Raw genomic sequence first — 3,168 nt, 5'->3', positions numbered from 1 at the left:
GGGTCAGTGAGTGGGGTGGGGGCGTTCGCCGGCGTCGAGGACGGCCTGGGTCCAGCCGCCCTCGATGACGCCGGTGCCGTCCAGCAGGGCCCAGTCGACCACGTCCGCCGCCTCCACCACGACCGGGGAGCCGATCCGCACGGTCGGGTCGGTGTTGGCGTCGCTGGCGCTGGCGCCGACGATCCGCTCGGGAGCCTCCCACGAGGTCACCGCGGCCCAGACGTACTCGGGGCCCTCGTCGCCGGGCAGGCCGTACTTGACCACCAGCTGTGACTCCGGTGGGAGCTGACCGGCGACGAACCGGGCCCGGATGTCGTGCAGGCCGGCCCGCGCGGTGGCGACCGCCCGGCTCATCGCGTCACCGGAGCGGGCGTAGCGGACGTCCGGCTGGATGCCGGAGAAGAGCGTGGCGCAGGCCACCGCGAAGTACTTCCCGTCCGGCCCCGGGTGACCGGGCGGCGGGCGCAGGCTGAGGAACGAGTCGGCCTCCGGGTCCGTCGCCGGATCCAGCTCCAGCCGCAGCAGCACCGGGGCGGTGGCGCCGTGCTGCTCCGGGTTGCCGTACGCCACCGCGATGTCGTGCCCGGTCACCGTCGCCAGCACCGGCAACTGCACGAACGCGGGCACCTCCTCGCCGGCCAGCCCGTCGGTCCAGTCCCGCAGCAGCCGCCGGGCCGCGCCGGTCATCACCGCGCCCCAGGCCCGGGTGAGATGGTCGGGCACACCCTGGGTCTGCAACTCCAGCAGCCCGAACCGGCGCAGCCCCTTGGTGGTGAACCAGAGCCCCTCCGCGTCCGAGGAGTACGGCACCAGCACCCAGTCGACCAGGCGTACCCGGCCCTGCGCGTCGGGCAACGAGCGCAGCGCGGTCGCCGGGTCGAGGAACTGCAGGCCGAAGACGTCCACCACATCACCGTCGGCCGACTCGGCGACCGCGGCGGCGACCGCGCGGGCCGCCCACTCGTGGGCCGGCGGCCACCCGGGCCGGTACTCGGCCTGCACCACCACCAGGTGGCTGGCCGCGGCCAGCCGGCCGAGCTGCGCCTCGGTGGCCCCGAACGCGGTGAGCAGATCCGGCGGCAGCTCCGGGAACTCGTCGATCGGCCGGGTGTCCACGCTCATCAGCGGGCTGTCCAGCATCTGCCGCGCGAGCCCGTGCACCGGCTCGGCCAGTCGCCCTTCCAGGGCCCGGACCGCGGTCTTCGGGCTCACCCGGGGCATCCCCGCCATCGGCACCAGGTAGGTCGCGCTCAGCGACTCCGGCACCGGAACCGGCAGGAAGTCGTCCGTGATGAGCATGCGTCCCCCAGGTGCGCCGGTGCCGTCGGGGCAAACGCTACCCGGGAACGTGGGCCGCATTCAGGCGGACAGCACGAGCCCCAGGTAGACCAGCGTGGTGACGGTCTCCACACCCGCCCCGAGCACGTCGCCGGTGACGCCGCCGAACCGGCGTACCGCATGCCGCAGGAGCCCGGCGGCGACGGCCAGCGCGGCCAGCACCACCAGCGGGCCCTGCCACGGCCGGCCCGGCACCGCCGGGGCGGCCGCGAGCGCGACGGCGGCCGTGCCGAGCACGAGTGGGACCGGTCCGACCGTGCCGGCGACCAGCGCCCCCAGCCCGTCCGGCCGGGCCGCCGGCACCCCGCGCCGGCAGGCGAGACCCACCGCGAGCCGTCCCGCCGCCGTCGCCGCGACCACCGCCGCGAGCGCCGCCGGCCGGGACCGTCCGGCCAGCTCCGCGAGCGTCGCCGCCTGGAGCAGGAGTACGACCACCAACGCGACCACCCCGAACGGCCCCACGTCCGGCTTCTTCATGATCTCCAGCGCCGCCGACCCCCGCCGATACGATCCCAGCGCGTCCACGGTGTCGGCGAGCCCGTCCAGGTGCAGGCCCCGGGTGCCCAGGGCCGCGCAGCCCACGGTCACCCCGGCGGCGACCAGGGGCGGGACGAACGGGGCCAGGAGCAGCAGCACACCCGCCAGCGCCGCGCCGAGCCCCGCCCCGACCAGCGGGGCGAGCGCCATCGCCCGGCCGGCGACCGCCCGATCGATCCGGCCGGCGCGGACCGGCAGTGTGGTGAAGGTGGTCAGTGCCAGCCGTAGGCCGTCGACCCGGCCCGGTTCAGCCGGCACGCCGGCCGGACGGGTCCGCCTCCGTCGCCGTGTCGGTCGGGCCGGGTGCGGCCGGCTCGGCTTCGGTGAAGTCGGGTTGAATGGTGGTGGGGCCGGGTGCGGCCGGCTCGGATCCCGTGAAGTCGGGCTGGGTGGTGGTGGGGCCCGGTCCGGCCGGTTCCGGTTCGGTGAAGTCCAGCTCGTCGGAGTCGGGCCCGCCCAACTGCGGATGGCTGGGCAGCGCGGCGGCCAGCGACAGCACCGAACGCAACAACGGCAGCGCGGCCAGCGCGTTCGCCCCCTCACCGAGGTCCAGGCGCAGGTCGAGCAGCGGGGTCAGGCCGAGCACGTCGGCGGCGAGCCGGACGGCCGGTTGGCCGCCGTGGTCGGCCAGCAGGCACCAGTGCCGGACCTGCCCGGCCAGGTCCCGGCTGATCATGCCGGCGGCCAGGCCGACCGGGCCGTCCAACAGCACAGGCAGCCGGCGGGCGGCCGCCCCGAGCAGCACGCCGGTAGCCACCGCGACGTCCCCGCCACCCAGCTCGGCGAGCACCTCCTTGGCGTCCCGGGAGGACTGGCGGGTGCGGTGCAGCGCGTCCCGGACCGCCGCGCACCGCACCATCCACGCCGCGTCGTCGATCTGGCCGTCGGCGGTGTACACCCGGCTGAGCACCGCCGGGGCCTCGGCGCCGGCGGTGGCGGTGAGCACGGCGGCTGCCGCCGTCTCGGCACCGGCCCCGCACGCCCCGAGCACCAGCAGTTGTACACCCGCGTCGGCGGCCTCCTCGGCCAGCCGCCAGCCGTGGCGCAGGGCCGACTCGACGGCGGCGGCGCCGAGCGCCGGCTCCTGTTCCATCGGCGCGGCCGACGGGGTGTCCACCACCTGGAGAGTCGCACCGGCCTCGGCGGCCAGCCGGGCCAGCGGTCCGGTGCCGGCCCGGGCCTGCCGGGCACGGCGGGACGACTCGCCGGGCAGCGACCCGGCGGCGGCCCCACCGGTGTGGTCGCCGTGCAGCAGCAGCGCCCGCACGGTCGGCCAGGGGGCGGGGGTGGGGG

Annotated in this window: 3 protein-coding genes; all 3 read right to left on the bottom strand. The window is 76.9% G+C overall.

Annotated elements, in window-relative coordinates:
• Window positions 1-3 precede the first annotated feature (3 nt).
• Entirely contained in the window at window positions 4-1,299 is a 1,296-nt protein-coding gene (locus tag E1193_RS30705) for a DUF2314 domain-containing protein (RefSeq protein ID WP_132186623.1), read from the bottom strand.
• Between the two features lie 60 nt (window positions 1,300-1,359).
• Entirely contained in the window at window positions 1,360-2,133 is a 774-nt protein-coding gene (locus tag E1193_RS30700; protein WP_132186622.1) for an adenosylcobinamide-GDP ribazoletransferase, read from the bottom strand.
• The coding region (locus E1193_RS30695; protein ID WP_165945873.1) for a nicotinate-nucleotide--dimethylbenzimidazole phosphoribosyltransferase at window positions 2,123-3,168 on the bottom strand (1,046 nt) is incomplete at its 5' end. The genes E1193_RS30700 and E1193_RS30695, both read right to left, overlap by 11 nt.

This window comes from Micromonospora sp. KC606 (genome assembly GCF_004348675.1).
Classification (GTDB): Bacteria; Actinomycetota; Actinomycetes; order Mycobacteriales; family Micromonosporaceae; genus Micromonospora.
The sequence above is the reverse complement of the archived record's forward strand: the minus strand, read 5'-3'. Positions and strand labels throughout refer to the sequence as shown.